Source organism: Devosia ureilytica (genome assembly GCF_024273195.1).
GTDB classification, from domain to species: domain Bacteria; phylum Pseudomonadota; class Alphaproteobacteria; order Rhizobiales; family Devosiaceae; genus Devosia; species Devosia ureilytica.
In genome coordinates, this window is the sequence record NZ_JAMZCU010000008.1 from 25,221 (window position 1) to 46,570 (window position 21,350).

Here is a 21,350-nt window from a genome sequence, read left to right on the forward strand (position 1 = left end):
TCCACCATGGCCAATGGCGGACCTGAGATTGAGCAGCTGATCCAGCTGCTGGCGCGGCTGCCGGGGCTGGGACCGCGGTCGGCAAGGCGTGCGGTGCTGCATCTGATCAAGAAAAAAGAGCAACTGATGCTGCCGCTGTCGGCAGCGTTGGACCGGGCCGTGGTGGCGGTGAAGAGCTGCGAAGTGTGCGGCAATGTCGATACCATCAGTCCCTGCTCGATCTGCTCGGATGCGCGGCGCGGCGAAAGCGGCATTCTGATCGTGGTCGAGGACGTGGCCGATCTTTGGGCGCTGGAGCGGGCCGGGGTGGGTCAGGTGCGCTACCATGTGCTGGGTGGCGTGCTCTCGCCGCTCGATGGCGTGGGCCCGGACGATCTCAACCTCGATGGGCTAATCGGGCGCGCGCACGGCTATTCCGAAATCGTGCTGGCGATGAACGCAACGGTCGAGGGCCAGACCACCGCGCATTACATCACCGACCGGCTGGCGGGGACAGGCATCAAGGTCACGCGCCTTGCCCATGGCGTGCCTGTGGGCGGGGAGCTGGATTATCTTGATGAAGGCACGCTGAGCCAGGCCCTCAAGGCGCGTACGGAGATTTAGGCCAAGGCCGCGTCGGGCCAATCGCGCCGCGAATTACCCCCACCCTGGCTTTGCCACGGGCCCGATGGGCCCAGCGTCGCCGCCCTCCCCACAGGGGGGAGGGAGGAGATCGTCGCCGGGTCCAGGCATCAGTGCAGGTCTGGATTGAACTCTTCGCTGCCGTGCCACTTGGTCTCGTCATCGACCGGGCCGTCTTCGTCCTCCTCGTAGAATTCATCCTCGCCGATCAAGGCCTCGCGGGCCTCGATATCGTCGGGGGAGAGGGCGTCGAGGTGGTCGGCTGGGTCGTTGGACATATCGGCACTGGCATCGCCGGTTTCCGCAGCGTTATCGCTGTCGCCCTGCAACTCCTCGATGGCGCGGTCGAGCGCTTCGATCATGGATGCGGGGTCCTCGTCACCGAAATCGCCGCTTTCGCGGGCGCTCGCTTCGGCTCGGATCTCTCGCAAGCGTTCGAGCCGCTCGCGCACCGGCCGGTCCTCGCCATAGAGCAGATCTTCGATTTCGGCCTGACTGAAGGGCTGGGAAATGCCCGGGGTGTCAGCGTTGTCGAAATTGGTTTCCTGCGGCACCAAGCTGCCTGGATGGTGGTGATTTTGCGCCATGATCGGTCTCCCTGATGCAATTGCACAGCAGGGAAACGCGCGGCGCCCGGCAGGGTTCGATCACAGCCGATATTTGTTTGCCAGAAGGGTCAGTTGAGGTCGCCGGGTTCGTCCTTGACCAGGCGCAGGCTGGGCCCCTCGTCGGAACCGCCGTCCCATTTGGCAGGGATGGGCTTGCTGGATTTGGCGCCCAGTTCGCGCAGCATTTCGACCTGGCGAACGACATTGCCGCGCCCCGATGAGAGCTGATTGCGCGCCTCGTCGAAACTGGTGCGCGCCTTCTCGAGATGACCGTCGAGCCGGTCCATGGAAGTGAGGAAGCCGGCGACCTTGTCGTAGAGCTGGCCGGCGCGCTCGGCGATTTCCTCGGCGTTCTGGTGGCGCTTTTCGATGTCCCATACATTGCGCACGGTGCGCAACACAGTCATCAGCGTCGTCGGCGTGGTCAGCATGACGCCTTTACCCATGCCGAATTCGACCAGCTTGGCATCATGCTGGATGGCGGTCGCCAGCGCGCTTTCGATAGGCACGAACATCATCACATAGTCGAGGCTGGATTTTGCGGCGCGGTTGTAGCCCTTGTCGCCCAGGGTGGTGATATGGCCACGCACCGAGGTGATGTGCGCGCGCAGGTGCTGGTCGCGGTCGTCCTCGTGGCTGTTGACGAAGGCCTCGAAGGCCGTCAGCGAGACCTTGGAGTCGATCACCAGCCGGTCGCCATTGGGCATGAGGATTTCGACATCGGTACGCAATCGCTGGCCGTCGTCGCCGGTGTGGCTCTGCTGGGTGAAATATTGCTCGCCTTCGCGCAGGCCCGATTGTTCGAGAATAGTGGCGAGGATCATTTCGCCCCAGGCGCCCTGAGTCTGCGAATTGCCCTTCAATGCCCGGGTCAGGTTCTGCGCCTCGGTGGTAATCTGCAGATTGCTTTCGGCCAAGGCGCGGATGCGCTCGCCCATGGCAGAGCGGTCCTCGACGAGGTTCTTGTGGAACTCGGTGATCTTGTCGTTGAGGGGCTTCAAGAGAACATCGACCTGCTCGCGGTTCTGCTTGGTGAAGGTCTCGCTGTGGGTGCGCAGCACGTCGCCGGCGATGGCCTTGAACTCGTCGGTCATCTGCTGGCGGGCTTCGGTGAAGCGCTTCAGATTCGCCTCGTTCTGCCGGGCCTGTTCGTCGAGGCGGGTCCGCATGGCAGACAGTTCGGACAGCAGGCCAGTGGATTTGTCGCGCTCGGTGTCGAGCAGGTCGGCGGCACGGTCGCGGTCCCGCTCCAATTGCGCTTCGAGATCGCGGATGCGGGCGTCGCGCCCGGCGATCTGTTCGAGGAAATTGGCACGCAGCCCGTCGCTGGCGTCGCGCGCGGCCTGTTCGGCGCGATAGGCATTGGCACGTGCTGACAGGACAAGCCAGACCACCAACAGGATGAGCAGCAGGGCGCCCCCGGCGATGAGTGCCATGGCGGTGGTGACAGGGACTTCGCCCAGAGTGAAGACAATCGTATCGAGTTCGCGCATGGCTCCACTCTAGTCCGATTCTTCTGTTCGCAAAATGTTCTCCTCGCGCTACGGATTGACCCGCGCCGGTGTTGACCGCCGCGCCGGAAATGGCCATATCGGGGGCAATCCACTCCTCGCCGGACTTTTTGACATGGCTATCCGCCCTATTCTGATCATTCCCGATGCGCGACTGCGCGCTGTTGCCGACCCGATCATCGAGGTTGATGATGAGATCAAGGCGTTGGCCAAGGACATGCTGGACACCATGTATGACGCGCCGGGCATTGGCCTGGCTGCGCCCCAGATCGGGGTGATGAAGCGCATCGTGGTGATGGACCTGGCCGGGGAGGGCGAAACCCCTGACCCGCTGGTGATGATCAACCCCGAAATCACCCATTTCGGCGAGCAGATCCAGGTGACCGAAGAGGGATGCCTTTCCATCCCCGAGCTTTACTACGAGGTCGAGCGGCCCAATGACGTGACGGTGAGCTACACCGATCTCGAGGGCAAGCAGGTGACCAAGGAGGCCGAGGGCAAGCTGGCCGTGTGTATCCAGCACGAACTCGATCACCTCGATGGCGTGCTCTATATCGATTACCTGAGCCGGCTGAAGCGCGACCGGGTGATCAAAAAATTCGACAAGGCCGCCAAGCGGGCCGCTGGGTAATTCCTCTCGCCATCGGGGATAAGGTGGCGCCCCGGGATCGCGAGGCGCCCGAGAACAAGCTACGCACCGGATGAAGGGGCAGGTGCCGCGCCCTTTGCGTGGAGGAGAGTCCCCCTCACCGACTTGGCTGCGCCGAGCCACCTCTCCCCGAGGGGGAGAGGAATAAAAGGAACCCACCATGCGCGTCGTCTTTATGGGTACGCCCGATTTTTCCGTGCCTACCCTGTCGGAGATCGTTTCGTCCGGGCATGAGGTGGTGGCGGTTTATACGCGGGCGCCCAAGCCGGCTGGCCGTGGGCAGGCCGAGCGGAAAAGCCCGGTGCATGAAACCGCGGAGGCCTTCGGCATTCCGGTGTTTACGCCCCGCTCGCTCAAGGGCGAGGCCGAGCAGGCCCAATTTGCGGCACTGGGCGCCGAGGTTGCGGTGGTGGTGGCCTATGGGCTGATCCTGCCAAAGCCGGTGCTTGAGGCGCCGGAATATGGCTGTCTGAACCTACATGGGTCGCTCTTGCCACGCTGGCGTGGCGCCGCACCGATCCAGCGCGCCATCATGGCGGGCGACAAGCAGACCGGCATTGTCGTGATGCAAATGGACGAGGGGCTGGACACCGGCGCCATGGGCCCCACCGAAATCATTCCCATTGCGCCCGACATGACAGCGGGCGAGTTGCACGACCAGATGATGCGGCTGGGCGCCGACTTGATGGGGCGGGCACTGGCGGCCCTGGAGCGGGGCAGCCTCGACTTCACCCCGCAGCCGGGGATTGGCGAGACCTATGCCGCCAAGATCGACAAGGCCGAGGCGCGGCTGGATTTTTCCGAGAGTGCCGAGGCAGTGCACAACCTCATTCGCGGGTTGTCGCCGTTTCCGGGCGCGTGGTTCGAGCTGGAGCTTGGCGGCAGGCCGGTTCGGATCAAGGCCCTGCGCTCGAGCGTGGTCGACGGTTCGGGCGCGCCGGGCACGCTGATGGGCGACGGGCTGACCATCGCCTGCGGTTCTGGCGCCGTGCGCCTCACCCAGGTGCAGCGCGAGGGCAAGGGCGCCATGGATGTGCAGACCTTCCTGAGGGGCGCCGGGACACTGCCGGCCAAAGTCAGCTGATGCCGCGCTATAAGCTCACCATTGAGTATGACGGAACCCCCTTCTGCGGCTGGCAGCGGCAGGCGGATCGGATGAGCGTGCAGCAGGCGCTGGAAGAGGCCGTTGAACGGTTCTCCGGCGAGGTGGTGACGAGCCAGGCAGCGGGGCGGACCGACGCCGGCGTGCATGCGCTGGGCCAGGTGGCGCATATCGATCTTTCCAAGGATTGGGACCCGTTCCGCATTCGCGAGGCGATGAATTATCACCTGCGGGCCTTTCCCGTGGTGATCGTCGAATGCGAGGCCGTGGGGACAGAATTCGAAGCGCGGTTCTCGGCCATTGCCAGACACTATGAATATCGCATCCTGACGCGGCGGGCGCCGCCGGCGCTGGAGCGCAACCAGGTGTGGCATGTCCCCAAGCCGCTGGACGTGGACGCAATGCACGCGGCGGCGCAGCGCATTCTGGGCCGGCATGACTTCACCACGTTCCGCAGCTCGGAATGCCAGGCGAAATCACCGATCCGCACCTTAGACGTGTTCGAGGTGACCGGGGATAATGAGGTGATCGCCGTCACCGCCAGCGCCCGCAGTTTCCTCCATCATCAGGTGCGCTCGATGGTGGGAGCGCTCAAGCTGGTGGGTGAAGGCAAGTGGAGCCCGGATGATTTTCGCGCGGCGCTGGATGCAGCAGACCGCAGCCGCTGTGGCGGCATGGCGCCATCGAGTGGTCTTTACCTGACAGGCGTCGACTATCCCTAGGAGCGTTCAGAAGCGTTTCAGGCCGCCGCTTGCATGATCAGGCCGCCCAGCACCATCAGGCCGACGAACTGCGCGGCGATCTGCGCGGCGATGAAGATGACAATCTGCATGGGCGCCAGGGTGACGATGCGGCGGGCGATATTGACCTCGACCACGATGCTGACGAGGCCCACGGCCAGAAGAATGAAGTCGCTGCCGCCGAACAGAACGATGCCCAGAGCACCGACCAGCGACACATAGAAATTCACCCAATTGTCCGCAACCAGATAGGGCAAAATGCCATCCAGGCGCCCCATGGTCTGCAGCACGATATAGGCCGCCCCGATCTGCAGGGCAAAGAGCAGCACCGAAAGCAGCGCCATGCCACCGGCCATGCCCGAGGGCGTCGGCACGCCGAACAATTGCGGGCCAAAGACGCTGACAGCGACAGCCAGCACAAGCGCGATGAAACTGCCAATGACGCCGCGCGGCGAAAAATCAAAATGGCGTGCTGCGTCCTGCCGACCCAGAACGAGCGCCCAGGCGCCCAGGGCTGCGTCGCGGGCTTCTTCAACAAAGGTCGAGTTGGGCTGGGGCAAGGAACAGACTCGGCTCAGGCGGCGGGAGTGGGCGCCGGAATGATGTAGAGCGCATAGGGCAGGCCGACAAGGAGCAGAACGGTCAATATTGCGAATGCAAAGGACACGCCGATGGTCCAGCCGCCGCCAAGGCGGCCAAGGCGGAACAGCATCCAGACCAGCGCCAGCCAGAGCAAAGGCAGAAGGAAACCCAGAACCAGGGAAACCAGCGCGCCCACGACGAGATAGAAAACCAAGGCATAAACGCCCGGCACGAGGATGGGCAGGATCGGCGATTTGTCGCGCACCGCGAACCGGGTGCCGTAGAGACCGGCCACGAGCGCCACCAGCCAGAGCGACTGGAGCACCATGGTCGCCACAAATTCCTGCGGCCCGGGCACGCCATAGTCGAGTGAGGCCAGCACCACGGCGAGGAAGGCGAAGAGATAGAACAGCACCAGCGCGGTGACGAGGCCCGATGCGGTGAAGCGGAAACGCTCCTGCCAGCCGGGTTCGCTCCGCAGCAGCATGATCCAGCCATAAATGGCCTGGCGCAAGGCCGTGAAAATCTTCATGCCGCGACTCCTGCGAAATAGCGGCGCATGAAGTCCGCATAGATTTCCGTGAGGCCGGTGAGATCGGAGAGCGCGATATGCTCATCGGCCTTGTGCATCGAGGGACCGACAAGGCCGCATTCAACCACCGGGCCATATTGGGCGATGAAGCGCGCATCGGACGTGCCGCCGCCCGTTGAATACTCCGGCGCCTTGCCGGTGATCGCGGCGATGGTGGCAGAGAGTGTTTCGATGTCCGTGCCGAGCGGCGAGAGGAAGGCGCGCGAGGGGGCGCCGGACACTTCAAAAGCGATGTCGGTGCCATTGGCTTCAACGCTGCCGATGCGGGCGCGGACCCAGTCGGCCAGGCTTTCAGGGGTCCAGCGGTCGTTGTAGCGGATGTTGAAGCGCAGGGTGCCGCTCATGGGGATGACGTTGGACACCGGATTGCCCACGTCCATGGTGGTCAATTCGAGATTGCTCGCCGGGAAATGGTCGGTGCCGGTGTCGAGACGCTCCGACGAGAGAGCGGTGGCGACGGCGGCCAGCACCGGCAGGGGATTATTGGCCTTGTGCGGATAGGCAACATGGCCCTGCGTGCCGGTGACGGTGACCTTGCCCGAGAATGAGCCGCGGCGGCCGATCTTGATGCTGTCGCCCAGGGTTTCGGCGGAACTGGGTTCGCCGACGATGGCGAAATCGAAGTGGTGGCCGTTGTCGGCCATCCAGCGCACGAGCTTTTCGGTGCCATTGATGGCGTCGGCTTCCTCGTCATTGGTGATGGCGAGCTGGATGGTACCGGCCTCGGGCGGAATGGCGGCGCAGGCGGCCACGAAAGCGGCAATGCCCGACTTCATGTCGGCGGCGCCGCGGCCATAGAGCTTGCCATCGGCTATCCGTGGCGTGAACGGATCGCTGGTCCAGTGCGCTGTATCGCCGGGTGGGACCACATCGGTGTGACCGGCAAACAGCAGGCGACGACCGCCCTCTCCCCGCGTGGCGAAAAGATTGTCGACCGGATAGGAGCCGTCGCCCTCAAAGCGCAGGCGGGTCACTGCGAAGCCGATGGCTGTCAGTTCGGTTTCGAGCAGGTCGAGCGCGCCCGCCTCTTCGGGGGTAACCGAGGGGCAGGCGATGAGGCGGGTGAGCAGGTCGACCGGATCGAGGGCCACGATGGTTATCTAGTCCCGCAGCAATTCGTTGATGCCGGTCTTGGAGCGGGTCTGGGCGTCGACGGTCTTGACGATGACGGCGCAGTAGAGGCCCGGGCCGGGCGAACCATCGGGCAGCGCCTTGCCGGGCAGAGAACCGGAGACGACCACGGAATAGGGCGGGACATGGCCAATATGGATTTCGCCGGTCTGGCGATTGATCACCTTGGTGGAGCTGCCGATGAAGACGCCCATGGAGATGACCGAGCCCTCCCCCACGATGACGCCTTCAACGATTTCGGAGCGCGCACCGATGAAGCAATTGTCTTCGATGATGGTGGGATTGGCCTGCATGGGTTCGAGCACGCCGCCAATGCCGACGCCGCCGGAGAGATGCACATGCTTGCCGATCTGCGCGCAGGAGCCGACGCCGACCCAGGTGTCGACCATGGTGCCCTCATCGACATAGGCGCCGACATTGACGAAGCTGGGCATGAGGATGGCGTTTTTGGCGATATAGGCCGACTTGCGGACAATGGCGCCGGGCACGGCGCGGAAGCCGGCCTCGCGCCAGGTGTTCTCGCTCCAGCCCTCGAACTTGGTCGGCACCTTGTCCCACCAGGTGGAATTATCGGCGCCACCGATCATGGGCCGATTGTCATTGAGGCGGAACGAGAGCAGCACGGCCTTCTTCAGCCACTGATTGACCTGCCACTGGCCATCGACCTTTTCAGCGACGCGGGCCTGGCCGCGATCGAGCAGGTTCAGCGCTTCGGTGACGGCGTCGCGGATCTCGCCCTTTGTATTGAGATTGACCTCGGCCCGGTTGTCGAAGGCGGTGTCGATGATCTGGGCGAGCTGGGCGTGCGACATGGATAGTCCTGAACGATTTGATCGGGTTGGGCGGACCATAGCCGGGGCGACCCGCAAGTCAACGGATATGAGGAGGCGCCGGGCATAACCAGACGCCGGTCAGCCTGACGGCTTCCGGTGACACGGTGAAAAGCGGCTTTCGCCTCGAAGGTATTAGTAAAGAAGAGGCGAAAGCCGCTTCCCACGACCGGGATTTCTTGCGCATGCATCGAGCGGCCCCGTTTTGCGGTTGCCCATCCCCTTGGCAGTCGGCGCAGACCTTTGGCCCGGATGCAAAACATCCGTCGCCGCCTGTCGCCAGTCGCTTCGGTTGAGCGGCCGGTGGTCAGCATACACGCATCCGGCTAGGCGACCCCAACCAGCCCGTCTCCCCACCCGATGCTTCGTCGGCACCGCGTGTTGCCGGTGGGGATGAGCGGAGTATGCAGGGTAGTTTGGGGCCGGGGATAAGATTTATCTCCGGGTGCGTTTTGTTAAAGAGGATACCCCCACCCAGTTTCGCTATGGCCTAAAGGCCAAGCTTCACTGCCACCCCCTGATTAGGGGGAGGAGCGCAGGGTGCTTGCTCCAGGCTCTATTGAGCCTCCGCTGACCCGTAAAGCGCATGCGCCGTCAGTCTGCGGCTGGGTAGACCCCCAGGATGCGGAAATAGTCGGTGAAGAAGCCCAGTTCCTCAAAGGCGTGCTGGACGCCCACATCGTCGGGGTGGCCTTCGATGTCGGCGTAGAACTGGGTGGCGGTGAAGGCGCCGCCGACCATATAGCTTTCGAGCTTGGTCATGTTGATGCCATTGGTGGCAAAGCCCCCCATGGCTTTATAAAGCGCCGCCGGGACGTTGCGGACGCGGAAGACAAAGGTGGTCTTGACCTTGCCGCCCTGAGGCGCGTGCTTTTCAGTGGGCGAGAGCACAAGGAAGCGGGTGGTGTTGTGGTCGGCGTCCTCGATATTGGAGGCCAGGACCTCAAGGCCGTAGATTTCGCCGGCAAAGCGCGAGGCGATGGCGGCCACCGACTTGTCGGCCTTTTGCGCAACTTCGCGGGCCGAGCCGGCGGTATCGACCGCATTGATGGTGCGCAGGCCATGCTGGGTGATGAACTTGCGGCACTGGCCGAGGGCGACCGAAAGGGACTGGACGGCCTTGATGTCCTCGAGCTTGGCCCCCGGCACACCCAGGAGGGTCATCTCGACGCGCAGGAAGGTCTCGCCAATGATATTGAGACCACTTTCGGGCAGCAGGTGGTGAATGTCGGTGATGCGGCCATAGAGCGAGTTTTCGACCGGCACCACGGCAAAATCGGCCTTGCCGGTTTGCACGGCATTGAGCGTTTCCTCGAAGGTGACGCAACCCAGAAACTCTTCGCCGGGGAAGAAATTGGCGGATGCAGCATGGCTGAAGGCGCCGGGTTCACCCTGGAAGGCGATTTTCTTGGTCATGGCAGGCATCCGTGAAACAAACTTGAGGCTGGCGGGTTGTGGCGCGCGCGACAGGGAGAGTCAATCTGGCGACAGGGCTGGAACCTTGGGTCAAAATCGCCTTGCCGGACTATTTTCCACTGCATGGGGGGCGCCGCGGCGGTTTGACCGGTTGCGCCCCAGATGGCTTGATACTATCTTCCGCGCGCGTTGAACCGGCCGGTTGAGGCGGATATTCCTATTGGATATCTAAAGTTGGGCCGGTACAGGTAATTGTCCACGGGGATGGACCGGCAGAGAGACCAAATGGATTCGTTTGAGCTAAACAAGATCATCGGCGCCGTGCTCGGCACCCTGTTGTTCGTCATGGGTGTGGGATTCCTCGCCGAAGCGATCTACCACCCGATCGAAAACCGCGGTCCGGGCTATGCCCTGCCGGAGCCGGACGTGGCTGAAGCTGGCGCCGTCGTCGAAGAAGCGGTTGCCGTGCCGCTTGGGGTGCTGCTGGCCAGTGCCAGCGCCGAGCGTGGCGCATCGGCCGTACGCAAGTGCCAGTCCTGCCATACCTTTGCTGAGGGCGAAGGCAACAAGCAGGGCCCGAACCTTTACGGTATCGTGGGCAATGCGCAGGCGCACCTGGAAGACTTCGCCTATTCGGACATTTTCGTTCAGCACCACAATGAGGGGCTGACCTGGACCTATGAAAACCTCGACGCCTTCCTGACCAATCCCAAGGGCTATGCGCCCGGCACCAAGATGGGTTTTGCCGGCGTCCGTTCGCCCGAAGAGCGCGCCGATATCCTGGCCTATCTGCAGACCCTGTCAGCAAGCCCGGTGCCGTTCCCCGCTGCCGATGTGGCGCCGCCCGCCGCAGAAGCCGCGCCGGCTGAAGCCGAAGCAGCTCCGGTTGCCGGTGAGGAAGTGACCGCCCCCGCGTCGGACACCACCGAGACCACGGCGCCGGAAGCGGCTGTCGAGACCCCGACCACCACCCAGGACGAAACGCCTGTGGAAGGGACACCGGTGCAGGAAACCACTCCGGCGGCCCCGGCTTCGGGCACCACGACCAGCCAGTAAGGGCGGTCGGGCGTAACATCCAGAATTGCGAGCCGCGCCCCATGGGTGCGGCTTTTTTCTTGAGGGACATATCAATGCTGCTGCTGCATCTATCAGACGTCGACGAGGCGAGCTGGGCCAGGGCCTTTGCCGAAGCGCTGGCGCCCTACCCCGTGGTGCGACGCGGCGATGATTTCGACCCTAAGGACATCCGCTATATCTTCGTGTGGAAACCCAAGCCGGATGCCTTTGACGGGCTGACCAATCTCAAGGCGGTGCTGTCGCTGGGGGCGGGCGTGGATGCGCTGCTCAAGCATCCCAAGCTGCCGGACGCACCCATCGTGCGCTTTGTCGATGCCGATCTCAGCCAGCGCATGAGCGATTATGTGGTGGCGCATGTGACCATGCACCATCGCCAGTTCAGCCGGTTCCGCGATGACCAGAAGGCGCGCCGCTGGAGCCAGTACTATCCGCCTGCCGCCGGAGAAACGACGGTGGGCATCATGGGCATGGGCGTGCTGGGGCAGGATGCGGTGACGCGGCTCAGGCCTCTGGGGTTTGACCTGAGGAGTTGGAGCCGGACGCCAAAGGCCATGGAGGGGGTGGAGGGGTTTGCCGGGGATCAGCAGTTCGATGCGTTCCTTGCCGGCACTGACATCCTGGTCAATCTCCTGCCCCTGACACCCCAGACCACGGGCATTCTCAACCGCAAAACCTTTGCAAAGCTGCGGCGGGACCGGCTGGCGGGCGGGCCGGTAATCATCAATGCCGCGCGGGGCGGGCATCAGCGCGAGGCCGATATTGTTGCGGCGCTGAGCGATGGCACACTGGGCGCGGCAAGCCTTGATGTCTTCGAGGTCGAACCCCTACCCCCCGACAGCCCGCTGTGGGACCAGAATAATTGCTACATCACGCCCCATATTGCGGCGATTTCCAATGAAGCCAGCGGGGTGCGGTATTTTTCGCGGGCGCTGATGCGCCATGAGGCGGGCGAAGCCCTGCCCAACGTAGTAGACCGGAGCCGCGGATATTAGAGTGACACGCAAAATTCACTGGTCAGCGTGCAGGTTAGCGTTCAAAGCAGCAGGTGCGTCATAGACAAACGGGTCGGGGTGCATGACCGATACAGCGCAGCCGGGTAAACCCGGCCTCTACGAACGGCTCAAGTCCGCCACCGGCCACCCGATGGCCGAACCCATTCTGGCGCTGATCTGCTTTCTCGAAGCCATGATCGTGCCGGTGTTTCCCGAAGTGATGCTGGCGCCCATGATCCTGGCGGATCGGACGCGAGCCTGGCGGCTGGCGACCATATGCACCGTGTTTTCGGTGCTTGGCGGCGTCTTCGGTTATGCCATCGGCTATTTCCTGTTCGACAGCATCGGCAAGGGCATTGTCGAATTCTATGGCGCTGGCTCGGGCTTTGAACAGCTGCGCGAAAGTTTTGTCGCCAATGGCCCGTTCATGATCATGATCGGGGCGGTCACCCCCATTCCGTTCAAGATCATCACCATCACCAGCGGCGTGGCCGGGGTGGACATCTGGACCTTCATCCTGTTCAGCCTGGTTGGACGGGGCCTGCGGTTCTTCTTTCCCTGTGGGCTGTTCTACTTCTTCGGGCCGGTGGCGAGCGCGTTCATCGAGAAACACAAGAAATGGGCCGGCTGGGTGATGCTGGCAGCAGTGATCGGGGGCTTTGCCGCTGCACCACTGCTGTTCCCCAAGCACGGTACCGAAGTCACCGACAAGGTGATCGAACAGACAATCGGCACCGACATCATCCCCGGCAAGCTTTCAACGCTTGAGCAACCGTCGCCGGATCAGCGCGGATAGCGCTGACGCAGCAGGCCATAGACGGCGCGAATACCCTGATCGGTGGCGCCGACCGGACGGCCGGGACGGGCATCGGGCGCCCAGCCGAAGATATCGAGATGCACCCAGGCAGCAGCGTGCTTGACGAAGCGCCGGAGGAACAGGGCCGCAGTGACCGAGCCGGCATGGCCGCCAGTCGCCGCATTGTTGATATCAGCGATCTTTGAGGCCAACAGACTGTCGTAGCTGGACCAGAGCGGCATGCGCCACAGCGGGTCCTCGGCGGCCATGCCGGCGGTGAGAAGCCTGGCAGCGACGCCGTCATCGGTGGCATAAAGAGCCGGAAGGTCAGGCCCAAGCGCCACGCGGGCTGCGCCGGTCAGGGTCGCCATATCAACCAGCAGGTCCGGTGCCTCCTCGTCGGCCAAGGCCAGGGCATCGGCCAGAATCAAGCGGCCTTCGGCATCGGTATTGCCGATTTCGACACTGAGGCCAGCGCGCGAGCGGAGCACATCGCCGGGCCGGAAGGCATTGGAGGCGATGGAATTTTCCACCACCGGCAGCAGTACGCGCAGGCGCACCGGCAGCTGGGCCGACATGATGACATGGGCCAGCCCCAACACATTGGCGGCGCCACCCATATCCTTTTTCATCGACAGCATGCCGGCGGCGGTCTTGATATCGAGGCCGCCGGTGTCGAAGGTGACGCCCTTGCCCACAAGCGTGACCTTGGGATGGCCGGCATTGCCCCAGGTGAGATCGATGAGGCGCGGCGCCTGGGCGCTGGCGCGGCCAACGGCGTGGATCATCGGGAAATTGGCGCTCAACAAGTCGTCGCCCTTGGTGACCGTGATCGACATGGCATGGCGCCGGGCAAAATCGCGGGTGGTCTGTTCCAGCGCATCGGGGCCAAGATCATTGGCCGGGGTGTTGATGAGATCGCGCGCCAGCGTGGCTGCCTCGACCTGGCGCTCAACCTCGGCCGCATCGGCGGCGTCGGGCAGGCTGAGCGTGGGCATGGCCCGCTGTTCGCGGTAGCGATCAAAGCGATAGGCTCCCAGCCGGAAGGCAATTGCCGACAAGGTCGGGTCGCCAAACTCGCCTGCAAGGCGAAAGGCGCCTTCGGGGAGACCGGCACCGGCCAGGCCGGCAACAAAGGGAGAGCGGCCCTCAGCCGCCCCCACCCCGAACAGCCAGAGGTCGATGGCGCCTTCGGCCCCGGGCACGGCCAGCAGGCGGCCGCGCTGGCCAGTAAAGCCATTGGACCGGGCCCAGGCCTTATGCGCGGGCGCGATATCCGCCGCATCAAGACCCCCATCCGAGACGAAATGCAGGGTGGTAATGGACGTGGTGGACATGGGGCGGGCTCCGTTGATTCTTCGTCACTTCTAGCCGCCGCAAGGGAACGGGGCAACGCCGGCCGGGGCGCTTAACCGGGCGTTAGGGTTAATGATCTATTGCTCAGAGCATGATTTAAGCGGCCAATCCATTGGCCGGGAGTGCGACGTGTTCAACGCCAATCGGATCGCCAAGTCCTTGCGCCCGCTGCTGCTGGCGGGCGTCGCAGCGCTGGCGCTGTCGGCCTGCGCCTCCAATCGCGGGCAGATGGGCGCAGCAGACTATTCAGGCATGAGCGCGGCGCAAAGCCGGGCGAGCCTGGGCGAATTGACCGCACGCTATCGCGCCAATCCGCGTGACAGGGGCGTGGTGATCAATTACGCAGCCGCCCTTCGCGCCGCCGGGCAGCCCGATCAGGCCGCAGCGGCGCTCGAACAGGCTATTGCCCACAACCCCGACGACGTGGCGATTTCGGTTGCCTATGCCAAGGCACTGACCGCATCCGGCCGGTTCGACCAGTCGCTGCAGGTGCTGCAGAATGTCATTCGGCCCGACGCACCGGACTGGAATGCGCTCCTCGTGATGGGCGCCACGCTCGACCAGATGGGCCGGCACGACCAGGCTCGCACCATCTATGTGCAGGCGGCGGTGATTGCGCCGGGCGAAGCCTCCATCGAGACAAACCTGGGCCTCTCCTTTGCCATGACCAACGAGCTGACCACGGCCGAGACGCATCTGCGGCGGGCCGTGCAGATGCGCGGCGCCTCGACCCAGACACGGCAGAACCTGGCGCTGGTGGTGGGGCTGCAAGGCCGGTTCGACGAAGCCCGGGCCATCTACGGCGCCGAACTGCCGCCCGAACAGGTCGAGGCCAATATGGCCTATGTGCGGGCACTGCTGACCCAGCAGAACCGATGGGATCTGATCGATAAGGGGTGAAGGTTTCCGCACACCTCACCGACAAACAACTGTGTCTTTGGCTCCACCCCACCCTCAATCCCTCCCCCTCAAAGGGAGGGAGGCGCAAGCACGACACGCCGAGTTCATCGTCTCCCTTCCCCCGGTGAGGAGGGATCAGGGGTGTGGGTTCCTTAAGGCAGAGGCCAGGCAGACCAAGTGGAGATCGCGCGGCCGATTAGCCGCCGCCCATGGTGCGCGAGACCGAGCCCGTAAACACCTGGATCATGGCGGGCGACAGGATGACGATGAAGAGCACCGGCAGGAAGAAGATGATCAGCGGCACGGTGAGCTTGGGCGGAAGGGCCGCGGCTTTCTTTTCGGCTTCCATCATGCGGGCTTCGCGGCCTTCTTCGGCCATGACGCGGAGCGCCTGACCCACCGACGTGCCATAGCGGTCGGCCTGGATGAGGGCGGTCATTACTGATTTGACGTTGTCGAGGCCGGTGCGGCGGCCAAGATTGTCATAGGCGCGGCCGCGATCTTCGAGAAAGGACAGCTCGGCGGTGGTGAGCGTCAGCTCTTCGGCCAGTTCGACCGACTGGCCGCCGATTTCCTTGGCGACGCGCTTGAACGCATGTTCCATCGACATGCCCGCCTCAACGCAGAGCAGCAGCAGATCGAGACAATCGGGCCAGGAGCGGCGAATGGAAGTCTGGCGCTTCTGGATCTTGTTGCTGAGCAGAATGACCGGCAGGTAGGCGCCAAGCAGACCAGCGCCAATGGCATAGACCAGGTTGAGATAGAGCGGGCGTTCACCGGGCGACAGGATAAGCAGATAGAAGGCCGCTACGGCGAAAATGGCCAGCGGATAGACCAGGCGCTGGAACAGGAACTTGGTCAGCTCCCCCTGCCCGCGCAGTCCGGCCATGGCCAGCTTGTCGATGGTGTTATCGTCCTGAAAGGCCTTTTTGAGATCGAAGCGCTCCACGGCCCGCTTCATATAGGACTTGGCCTCGGTGCCACGCCGGATCGAGGTCCGTCCATCGGCATTGAGGTTGCCGCCGCGCAGCCGCGCCATTTCCTCGGCGCGCATCTTGTCGCGCTCGACGGCGACGCGCTTGATGCGGCCCCGCATTTCCTGGCGGCCGATCATGGAAGAGCCGAAGGTGAAGACCACCGCTGCAGCCGACACCGCCGCCAGAACAGCAATGAGGAAATCCCGTTGGGTGAGCAGTTCGACGATATTCATCCTGGCGCGCCCCTAGACCTCGAACTGAACCATGCGATTCATGACGAATATGCCGGTGGCCAGCATGACAACGCCGACACCCAGGCAGACATTGCCGATGGGCGTGGTGAAAAGCGGCACCAGATAGCTCGGTGAAACCAGCGACACCAGAATCGCCACGACGATGGGCAGCGAGCCGATAATGCCTGCCGAAGCCTTGGCTTCGGAGGACATGGCCTTGACCTTCTGTTTCATCTTCTTGCGATTGCGCAGCACGCGGGCAAGGTTTCCCAGCGCTTCGGAGAGATTGCCGCCGGCCTGCTGCTGAACGGAAATCACCACGACGAAGAAATTCACTTCCGGCAAGGGCACGCGTTCGAGCAGCACCTGCACCGCCTCGGTCATGGAAAAGCCGAAGCTCTGCTGATCGAGCACGCGGGCGAATTCGCTTCGCACCGGCTCCTTGGTATCCTTGGCCACCACGCGCATGGAATCGTTGAGCGGCAGGCCGGTCTTGACGCCGCGCACAATGGCCTCGATGGCATTGGGCAGTTCGTCAAGGAAGCGGTTCTGATAGCGCTTGCGCCGGTGCGACACATACATGCGCGGCAAGAGATAGGCGCCGGCGACGGCAAAGATCGCCGCGAAGTAGAACGGCACCTGGGCGATGAACAGCACCACGAACAGGCCAGCGCCGAAAATGACGCTGTTGCGAATGAAGGTGGCCGGCTTGATGGTCATGCCGGCCTGGAAGATCAGGTCGGACAGGCGCAGGCGCTTTCTGGCATTGAGCTCGTCGGTCTGGGACTTGAGCGCCTGCTGCACGTTTTTGCGGCGGTTTTCCTTGGTGCGATTGGCATCGATGTCGCGGCGATTGGTGCGAATATCGCCCTGGAAGGCTTTCATGCGCTGCTGGGCGCGCTTGTTGCCGAGGGCAGACGGCACCAGCGCAAATCCGGCGGCGCCGATGGTCAGTGCAAAAAGGGCAATCAGCACGAGCATGGTCATGGTCAGTGCCCCAGGATCTCGTGCTGTTCGGTATTGGCTTTTTCGAGCGCCTCGACCAGGTTGGCTTCTTCGTTGAAGTAGCGGGCGCGCTCGGTGAACTGGGGCTTGGTAATGCCGGTGGAGCGGTGCTTGCCGACCAGCATGCCATTGGCGTCTTCGCCCAGGATGTCATAGACAAAAACGTCCTGGGTCACGATGACATCGCCTTCCATGCCCAGCACTTCGGTGATGTGGGTGATACGGCGTGAACCGTCGCGCAGGCGGGCGGCCTGGACGATGACGTCGATGGACGACACCACCATTTCGCGGATGGTGCGGCTGGGCAGAGAGTAACCGCCCATGGTGATCATGGATTCCAGGCGGCTGAGAGCTTCGCGCGGGGAGTTGGCGTGCAATGTGCCCATGGAGCCGTCGTGGCCGGTGTTCATGGCCTGAAGCAAGTCGAAGCTTTCGGGGCCACGCACCTCGCCCACGATGATGCGTTCGGGGCGCATACGCAGGCAGTTCTTGATGAGATCGCGCATGGTGATCTCGCCTTCGCCCTCAAGGTTGGGCGGGCGGGTTTCAAGACGCACCACATGGGGCTGCTGGAGCTGAAGCTCGGCCGAGTCTTCGCAGGTGATGACGCGCTCGTCCTTCTCGATGAAGGCGGTGAGGCAGTTGAGCAGCGTGGTCTTGCCCGAACCGGTACCGCCCGAAATCAGCACATTGGCACGGACGCGCCCGAGGATGCGCAGCACCTCGGCGCCTTCAGGGGAGATGGAATTGTATTTGACCAGCTGCTGGAGGGTCAGCTTGTCCTTCTTGAACTTACGAATGGTGAGCGCGGCGCCATCGATGGCCAGCGGCGGGGCAATGACATTGACGCGGGAGCCGTCGGGGAGGCGGGCGTCGCAGATGGGCGAGCCTTCATCAACGCGGCGACCAACCTGGCTGACGATGCGCTGGCAGACGTTCATCAGGTGCGCGTCGTCGCGGAAGCGCACATTGGTCAGGCGCACCTTGCCGCCCACTTCGATGTAGCACTTCTGCGAGCCGTTCACCATGATGTCGGCGATGTCGTCGCGCGCCAGCAGGGGCTCGAGCGGACCATAGCCGAGCACGTCATTGCAAATGTCCTCGAGCAGGTCTTCCTGCTCGGAGATGGACATGACGATGGATTTGAGCGCGATGATTTCGGCGACGATGTCGCGGATTTCCTCGCGCGCCGCCTGGGTCTCCATGGTCGCGAGCTGGCTCAGATCGATTGAATCGATCAGGGCGTTGAAGATGGCGGACTTGGTCTGGAAATATTCCTTGGCGCGCTGCGCGTCGGCGGGGGCGCGAACATCCAGCACCTCGTCGGTGGTGCGCATGCGGGCGGCCATGGTGTCGCCATCGCTGGCACGGCGCTGCACCGGCGCGGCGGCCGGCGGCGGGCTGGCAATGGGGCGCGGTGCCTCGCTCAGTCCGGGTGTGTTGCCGCCGAATGTGGTGCGCTTGCCAAACATTTATGCCCTACTGTCCCTGGTCCCTCGTCCTGCCTGCACTAGGCCCGCTTCTTGAACATCGCGGGGAGCTTGAGCAGGCTGCCGGACTTGCCGCCACCGTGGCTGACCTGCCGGCCGGTGACCTGCATGCCGATGGCGCGGTAAATTTCATTGACCTTGTTGTTCGCCGAGACCTCGGCAATCATCTGGCCGTTGTTGGCCGCGGTGCCGAACAGCGCCGCATCAAAGCCGATCTGACCGATCAGGCTGCATTCCACCGACGAAGCAAATTCGCTGGCGCCGATCTCGGGGCGGCGCGGCACGCCCTGCTTGTTGATGACCAGCTTGGGCGCACTGTCCGTCAGGCGCATGGCCTTGATCGCATCGGCCATGTTCTTGGCATTGCGCAGATTGGCCAGGTCGGGCTCGGCAACGATGACGACATCATCGATGGAAGCCAGGGTCTGGCGCGTCCAGGCATTCCAGGCGTGGGGAATATCGAGGACGATGACCGGCACGCTTCTCTGGCAGATCTCGATGATCCCCTCGAACTCGCGTTCCTCGAAATCCCAGGTGCGCTCGAGGGTCGCCGGGGCGGTCAGCAGATTAATGTGATTGGCCGCCTTGCTCATCAACCGGTCCAGCATGGTCTGATCGACCTTCTGGTTGGCCAGCACCGCGTCCGCAAGGCCGTGGGGCGGGTCCTGATTGAAGTTGAGACCGGCGGTGCCAAAGGGCAGGTCCATGTCAAGGATCAGGCAATCCTGCCGAAGACTGGTGGCGATGGCCCAGGCGACATTGTGCGAAATGGTGGAGCTGCCTGCTCCGCCCTTGGCCGAGATAAAGCCAACCGTACGACCAATGGGGGCGGCGCCTTCGGCGGCATAGAGCTCGGTGATGGAGGTGACCAGCTCGGCAGAGGTCGCGGGGAGCACGACATATTCGGAAATGCCCGAGCGGATCAGCTCGCGATAGAGCAGCACGTCATTGACATGGCCTAGCACGATCACCCGGGTCGAGGCGTCGCAGACCTCGGCAAGCCGGCTGAGACTGCCGGGGATTTCCTGGGGCGAAAGCACCGTTTCGACAATGATCAGATTGGGAGTCGGATTGGACTTGTAGGTCTCGACCGCACCGTCGATGCCGCCATTATGGGTGGTGAGCGCCACCTTGGACATGCGCCTGTCGTGCATGGCGCTTTCGACCAATTGGGCCGTCTGGGAATGTTCGCAGAAGGCCTGGATGGTGATGCGTGGCACCAGCCGGGCGCCGGAGGCGATCTCGGCGGCCGCGTCTTCAACCTGCGGGGGCTGCTCAGGGGTAAGAAAACTCATTGGAAAAGCTGCTCCTCGTCCGCAATCAATCCAGCACGAAGCCGACCGAGCCGGAGAACCCGGCCCGGAACTCGCCCGTCGCACCAACGCCGTACATATTTTCAAGTCGTCCGAGGAAAATGCCCTCCGCATCGCTGGCCATGGCCGAGGTATCGGTGGGCACAGGGATGGAATTGGCCGGACTCGGGGCCACGAGATAGGGGGTCACCAGAATGACCAGTTCGGTCTGCTGGGTCTGATAGTCACGCGAGCGGAACAGCGCCCCCAGGATCGGGATATCGCCCAGCACCGGGAACTGTTCGATGTTCTGGCGGGAGGACTCCTGCAGCAAGCCGCCGATGGCCAAGGTCATGCCGCTGGGGACCTCGATGGAGGTGGCGGCCTGACGCTTGGTGATCGAGAAGTCGGCCTGCGGTTCGGACACTGATGTGTCGACCTTAAGGCCTATATTGCCATTGGACTTGACCGTGGGAACGAAGGAGAGTTCCACGCCATAGGGCTTGAACAGCACCGTGCGCGTATTCTCGTCCTCGTCATAGGTGTAATATGGCAGCTCGCCGCCAGCGAGGAACTTGGCTTGCTCTCCCGAGATGGCAGTAAGCGTCGGCTGGGCCAGAACCCTGAGCGCGCCGCGGCCTTCGAGCGCTCGCACGGCGGCTGCCACCGCATTGCCATTGCCGTCGCCAAATTGAACGTCGAGACCATCGACGGGGAAGGCATCGGTGAGCAGGCGGTTGGTGAACTGCAGCAGATTGGTGGTGCCAACGTTGAGTAGAGCGCCAAAATTGATGCCGAACTGGCGGGCGACGTCGCGCTTCACCTCGGAGACGGTCACCTGCAGCATGACCTGCTGGGCGCCCGCAACATCGATGATGCTGGCAACATTGTCCGCGCCGCCGGCGAACTGGGTGGCCACGGCGATGGCGCGGTCGCGATCTTCGGAAGACAATACCGTGCCACTGAGCACGACGCGATTGGTCTCGCCACCAAGGGTCACCGACTCGACCCGGATATGTGAGCCGGGGATGACGCGGGCCAGCGCCGATTCCAGCGCATTGCCAACCTGGGAGGGCTGCTCCATGACGCGCAGGTCCAGCACCTGGATGGTGCGCCCATTGTCGTCGAGGAAGAACACATTGGTATCGCCACCCGTGACGCCCTGAATGATAGCGCGGGTGCGGGTGCGCATGATCGCCGCTGCCACATTGGGCTGGGAGACAATCACCTCGGCCACGCCCGCCGGCAGATCGACGATCATCGACTTGTTCAGTTCGATTTCGAGCGTGCGGACCGCGCCATAGGCGCTGCCGGCGATGGTGACATGGGCCTGCGCCTGGGCAAAGCCCGGCGCCGTGGCGGCAGAGGTCAACATCAGCGCGGCGAGGCCAGCGGCCAGAAGTGCCCTGGGGCGGCGGGACATGAGCGGGTTCGCTTTGTGCATCATCAT

21 protein-coding genes are annotated in these 21,350 nt (G+C 63.4%); 8 read left to right on the forward strand and 13 right to left on the reverse strand.

Annotation, left to right across the window (positions count from 1 at the left end; translation table 11 throughout):
- Positions 1 to 6: 6 nt before the first annotated feature.
- Complete coding sequence (recR, locus tag NIM87_RS17130; protein WP_254675930.1) at positions 7 to 603, forward strand: recombination mediator RecR; 597 nt, start codon at positions 7 to 9, stop codon at positions 601 to 603.
- A 128-nt stretch (positions 604 to 731) separates the two neighbouring features.
- Here recR and NIM87_RS17135 read toward each other — a convergent pair whose 3' ends face one another.
- Positions 732 to 1,208, reverse strand: coding sequence for a hypothetical protein (locus NIM87_RS17135; RefSeq protein ID WP_254675931.1), 477 nt, complete (start codon positions 1,206 to 1,208; stop codon positions 732 to 734).
- A gap of 89 nt (positions 1,209 to 1,297) precedes the next feature.
- The gene (locus tag NIM87_RS17140; RefSeq protein ID WP_254675932.1) at positions 1,298 to 2,722 is read right to left on the reverse strand and encodes a DNA recombination protein RmuC; all 1,425 of its coding nucleotides are present in this window, start codon (positions 2,720 to 2,722) and stop codon (positions 1,298 to 1,300) included.
- A gap of 133 nt (positions 2,723 to 2,855) precedes the next feature.
- Between NIM87_RS17140 and def the strand changes: the two genes are divergently transcribed.
- The 3 genes from def to truA all read left to right on the forward strand — a co-directional run bounded on the left by def (position 2,856) and on the right by truA (position 5,213).
- Positions 2,856 to 3,371, forward strand: coding sequence for a peptide deformylase (gene def / locus NIM87_RS17145; protein WP_254675933.1), 516 nt, complete (start codon positions 2,856 to 2,858; stop codon positions 3,369 to 3,371).
- Between the two features lie 178 nt (positions 3,372 to 3,549).
- Positions 3,550 to 4,473, forward strand: coding sequence for a methionyl-tRNA formyltransferase (gene fmt, locus NIM87_RS17150; protein WP_254675934.1), 924 nt, complete (start codon positions 3,550 to 3,552; stop codon positions 4,471 to 4,473).
- On the forward strand, positions 4,473 to 5,213 hold the full coding sequence (gene truA / locus NIM87_RS17155; protein WP_254675935.1) for a tRNA pseudouridine(38-40) synthase TruA: 741 nt from the start codon (positions 4,473 to 4,475) through the stop codon (positions 5,211 to 5,213). The genes fmt and truA overlap by 1 nt, the downstream gene beginning before the upstream one ends.
- A 17-nt stretch (positions 5,214 to 5,230) precedes the next feature.
- On the opposite strand, the gene NIM87_RS17160 is transcribed toward truA, so the two are convergent.
- From NIM87_RS17160 to NIM87_RS17180, 5 genes are all read right to left on the reverse strand, one after another.
- On the reverse strand, positions 5,231 to 5,791 hold the full coding sequence (locus tag NIM87_RS17160) for a hypothetical protein (RefSeq protein WP_254675936.1): 561 nt from the start codon (positions 5,789 to 5,791) through the stop codon (positions 5,231 to 5,233).
- A 14-nt stretch (positions 5,792 to 5,805) separates the two neighbouring features.
- Complete coding sequence (locus NIM87_RS17165; RefSeq protein ID WP_254675937.1) at positions 5,806 to 6,345, reverse strand: hypothetical protein; 540 nt, start codon at positions 6,343 to 6,345, stop codon at positions 5,806 to 5,808.
- Positions 6,342 to 7,496 (reverse strand): succinyl-diaminopimelate desuccinylase, encoded by a 1,155-nt coding sequence (dapE, locus tag NIM87_RS17170; RefSeq protein WP_254675938.1) that lies wholly within the window; start codon positions 7,494 to 7,496, stop codon positions 6,342 to 6,344. Before dapE ends, NIM87_RS17165 begins: the two co-directional genes overlap by 4 nt.
- 9 nt (positions 7,497 to 7,505) lie before the next feature.
- Positions 7,506 to 8,348, reverse strand: a complete 843-nt coding sequence (gene dapD, locus NIM87_RS17175) for a 2,3,4,5-tetrahydropyridine-2,6-dicarboxylate N-succinyltransferase (RefSeq protein WP_254675939.1) — start codon at positions 8,346 to 8,348, stop codon at positions 7,506 to 7,508.
- A 612-nt stretch (positions 8,349 to 8,960) separates the two neighbouring features.
- Positions 8,961 to 9,782 (reverse strand): prephenate dehydratase, encoded by an 822-nt coding sequence (locus tag NIM87_RS17180; protein WP_254675940.1) that lies wholly within the window; start codon positions 9,780 to 9,782, stop codon positions 8,961 to 8,963.
- Between the two features lie 285 nt (positions 9,783 to 10,067).
- On the opposite strand from NIM87_RS17180, the gene NIM87_RS17185 reads away from it, so the two are divergent.
- The 3 genes from NIM87_RS17185 (at position 10,068) to NIM87_RS17195 (ending at position 12,647) form a co-directional block, all read left to right on the forward strand.
- Complete coding sequence (locus NIM87_RS17185; protein WP_254675941.1) at positions 10,068 to 10,838, forward strand: c-type cytochrome; 771 nt, start codon at positions 10,068 to 10,070, stop codon at positions 10,836 to 10,838.
- A gap of 74 nt (positions 10,839 to 10,912) precedes the next feature.
- Positions 10,913 to 11,851: a 2-hydroxyacid dehydrogenase gene (locus NIM87_RS17190; RefSeq protein WP_254675942.1), complete on the forward strand. Its 939-nt coding sequence runs from the start codon at positions 10,913 to 10,915 to the stop codon at positions 11,849 to 11,851.
- An 82-nt stretch (positions 11,852 to 11,933) separates the two neighbouring features.
- Complete coding sequence (locus tag NIM87_RS17195; protein WP_254675943.1) at positions 11,934 to 12,647, forward strand: YqaA family protein; 714 nt, start codon at positions 11,934 to 11,936, stop codon at positions 12,645 to 12,647.
- Here the strand turns inward: NIM87_RS17195 and NIM87_RS17200 are convergent.
- Positions 12,635 to 13,984: a leucyl aminopeptidase family protein gene (locus NIM87_RS17200; RefSeq protein ID WP_254675944.1), complete on the reverse strand. Its 1,350-nt coding sequence runs from the start codon at positions 13,982 to 13,984 to the stop codon at positions 12,635 to 12,637. The genes NIM87_RS17195 and NIM87_RS17200 overlap by 13 nt on opposite strands.
- A 148-nt stretch (positions 13,985 to 14,132) precedes the next feature.
- On the opposite strand from NIM87_RS17200, the gene NIM87_RS17205 reads away from it, so the two are divergent.
- Positions 14,133 to 14,903, forward strand: a complete 771-nt coding sequence (locus NIM87_RS17205; RefSeq protein ID WP_254675945.1) for a tetratricopeptide repeat protein — start codon at positions 14,133 to 14,135, stop codon at positions 14,901 to 14,903.
- A 196-nt stretch (positions 14,904 to 15,099) separates the two neighbouring features.
- Here NIM87_RS17205 and NIM87_RS17210 read toward each other — a convergent pair whose 3' ends face one another.
- Genes NIM87_RS17210 through NIM87_RS17230 form a run of 5 tightly spaced genes read right to left on the reverse strand, consistent with a single transcriptional unit; the run spans position 15,100 to position 21,347 of the window.
- Positions 15,100 to 16,113 carry a type II secretion system F family protein gene (locus tag NIM87_RS17210; protein WP_254675946.1) on the reverse strand — a complete coding sequence of 338 codons (1,014 nt, stop codon included), beginning with the start codon at positions 16,111 to 16,113 and terminating at the stop codon, positions 15,100 to 15,102.
- A gap of 12 nt (positions 16,114 to 16,125) precedes the next feature.
- Positions 16,126 to 17,100: a type II secretion system F family protein gene (locus NIM87_RS17215; protein ID WP_254675947.1), complete on the reverse strand. Its 975-nt coding sequence runs from the start codon at positions 17,098 to 17,100 to the stop codon at positions 16,126 to 16,128.
- 2 nt (positions 17,101 to 17,102) lie between these two features.
- Positions 17,103 to 18,590: a CpaF family protein gene (locus NIM87_RS17220; protein WP_254675948.1), complete on the reverse strand. Its 1,488-nt coding sequence runs from the start codon at positions 18,588 to 18,590 to the stop codon at positions 17,103 to 17,105.
- Positions 18,591 to 18,628: 38 nt separating this feature from the next.
- The gene (locus tag NIM87_RS17225; RefSeq protein ID WP_254675949.1) at positions 18,629 to 19,903 is read right to left on the reverse strand and encodes an AAA family ATPase; all 1,275 of its coding nucleotides are present in this window, start codon (positions 19,901 to 19,903) and stop codon (positions 18,629 to 18,631) included.
- A 25-nt stretch (positions 19,904 to 19,928) separates the two neighbouring features.
- Positions 19,929 to 21,347, reverse strand: coding sequence for a type II and III secretion system protein family protein (locus NIM87_RS17230; protein WP_254675950.1), 1,419 nt, complete (start codon positions 21,345 to 21,347; stop codon positions 19,929 to 19,931).
- Between the last annotated feature and the right edge of the window lie 3 nt (positions 21,348 to 21,350).

Coding starts and splice junctions, on each gene's coding strand:
- recR (WP_254675930.1), top strand. CDS start 7: ATGGCCAATGGCGGACCTGAGATTGAGCAGCTGATCCAGCTGCTGGCG.
- NIM87_RS17135 (WP_254675931.1), bottom strand. CDS start 1,208: ATGGCGCAAAATCACCACCATCCAGGCAGCTTGGTGCCGCAGGAAACC.
- NIM87_RS17140 (WP_254675932.1), bottom strand. CDS start 2,722: ATGCGCGAACTCGATACGATTGTCTTCACTCTGGGCGAAGTCCCTGTC.
- def (WP_254675933.1), top strand. CDS start 2,856: ATGGCTATCCGCCCTATTCTGATCATTCCCGATGCGCGACTGCGCGCT.
- fmt (WP_254675934.1), top strand. CDS start 3,550: ATGCGCGTCGTCTTTATGGGTACGCCCGATTTTTCCGTGCCTACCCTG.
- truA (WP_254675935.1), top strand. CDS start 4,473: ATGCCGCGCTATAAGCTCACCATTGAGTATGACGGAACCCCCTTCTGC.
- NIM87_RS17165 (WP_254675937.1), bottom strand. CDS start 6,345: ATGAAGATTTTCACGGCCTTGCGCCAGGCCATTTATGGCTGGATCATG.
- dapD (WP_254675939.1), bottom strand. CDS start 8,348: ATGTCGCACGCCCAGCTCGCCCAGATCATCGACACCGCCTTCGACAAC.
- NIM87_RS17180 (WP_254675940.1), bottom strand. CDS start 9,782: ATGACCAAGAAAATCGCCTTCCAGGGTGAACCCGGCGCCTTCAGCCAT.
- NIM87_RS17185 (WP_254675941.1), top strand. CDS start 10,068: ATGGATTCGTTTGAGCTAAACAAGATCATCGGCGCCGTGCTCGGCACC.
- NIM87_RS17190 (WP_254675942.1), top strand. CDS start 10,913: ATGCTGCTGCTGCATCTATCAGACGTCGACGAGGCGAGCTGGGCCAGG.
- NIM87_RS17195 (WP_254675943.1), top strand. CDS start 11,934: ATGACCGATACAGCGCAGCCGGGTAAACCCGGCCTCTACGAACGGCTC.
- NIM87_RS17200 (WP_254675944.1), bottom strand. CDS start 13,984: ATGTCCACCACGTCCATTACCACCCTGCATTTCGTCTCGGATGGGGGT.
- NIM87_RS17210 (WP_254675946.1), bottom strand. CDS start 16,113: ATGAATATCGTCGAACTGCTCACCCAACGGGATTTCCTCATTGCTGTT.
- NIM87_RS17215 (WP_254675947.1), bottom strand. CDS start 17,100: ATGACCATGCTCGTGCTGATTGCCCTTTTTGCACTGACCATCGGCGCC.
- NIM87_RS17220 (WP_254675948.1), bottom strand. CDS start 18,590: ATGTTTGGCAAGCGCACCACATTCGGCGGCAACACACCCGGACTGAGC.
- NIM87_RS17225 (WP_254675949.1), bottom strand. CDS start 19,903: ATGAGTTTTCTTACCCCTGAGCAGCCCCCGCAGGTTGAAGACGCGGCC.
- NIM87_RS17230 (WP_254675950.1), bottom strand. CDS start 21,347: ATGATGCACAAAGCGAACCCGCTCATGTCCCGCCGCCCCAGGGCACTT.